General features: G+C 55.0%; 1 rRNA gene. It reads left to right on the top strand.

Going from position 1 to position 713, the window contains the following annotated elements:
* Positions 1 to 693, top strand: a 23S ribosomal RNA gene (locus tag JK231_RS25370); the annotation flags it as partial.
* Positions 694 to 713: the final 20 nt, after the last annotated feature.

Below are 713 nucleotides of genomic sequence, written 5' to 3'. Positions count from 1 at the left end.
ATCCGGGTTGCGGACAGTGTCTGGTGGGTAGTTTGACTGGGGCGGTCTCCTCCCAAAGAGTAACGGAGGAGCACGAAGGTTGGCTAATCCTGGTCGGACATCAGGAGGTTAGTGCAATGGCATAAGCCAGCTTGACTGCGAGAGTGACGGCTCGAGCAGGTGCGAAAGCAGGTCATAGTGATCCGGTGGTTCTGAATGGAAGGGCCATCGCTCAACGGATAAAAGGTACTCCGGGGATAACAGGCTGATACCGCCCAAGAGTTCATATCGACGGCGGTGTTTGGCACCTCGATGTCGGCTCATCACATCCTGGGGCTGAAGTAGGTCCCAAGGGTACGGCTGTTCGCCGTTTAAAGTGGTACGCGAGCTGGGTTTAGAACGTCGTGAGACAGTTCGGTCCCTATCTGCCGTGGGCGCTGGAGAATTGAGGGGGGTTGCTCCTAGTACGAGAGGACCGGAGTGAACGCACCACTGGTGTTCGGGTTGTCATGCCAATGGCATTGCCCGGTAGCTAAGTGCGGAAAAGATAAGTGCTGAAAGCATCTAAGCACGAAACTTGCCCCGAGATGAGTTCTCCCTGACTCCCAGAGAGTCCTGAAGGGACGTTGAAGACGACGACGTTGATAGGCCGGATGTGTAAGTGCAGCGATGCATTGAGCTAACCGGTACTAATGACCCGTGAGGCTTAACCTTACAACGCCAGAGGCGTTTTT

Source organism: Pantoea sp. JGM49 (assembly GCF_018257655.1).
In the GTDB taxonomy this organism is placed as follows: Bacteria; Pseudomonadota; Gammaproteobacteria; order Enterobacterales; family Enterobacteriaceae; genus Pantoea; species Pantoea communis.
The sequence above is the reverse complement of the archived record's forward strand: the minus strand, read 5'-3'. Positions and strand labels throughout refer to the sequence as shown.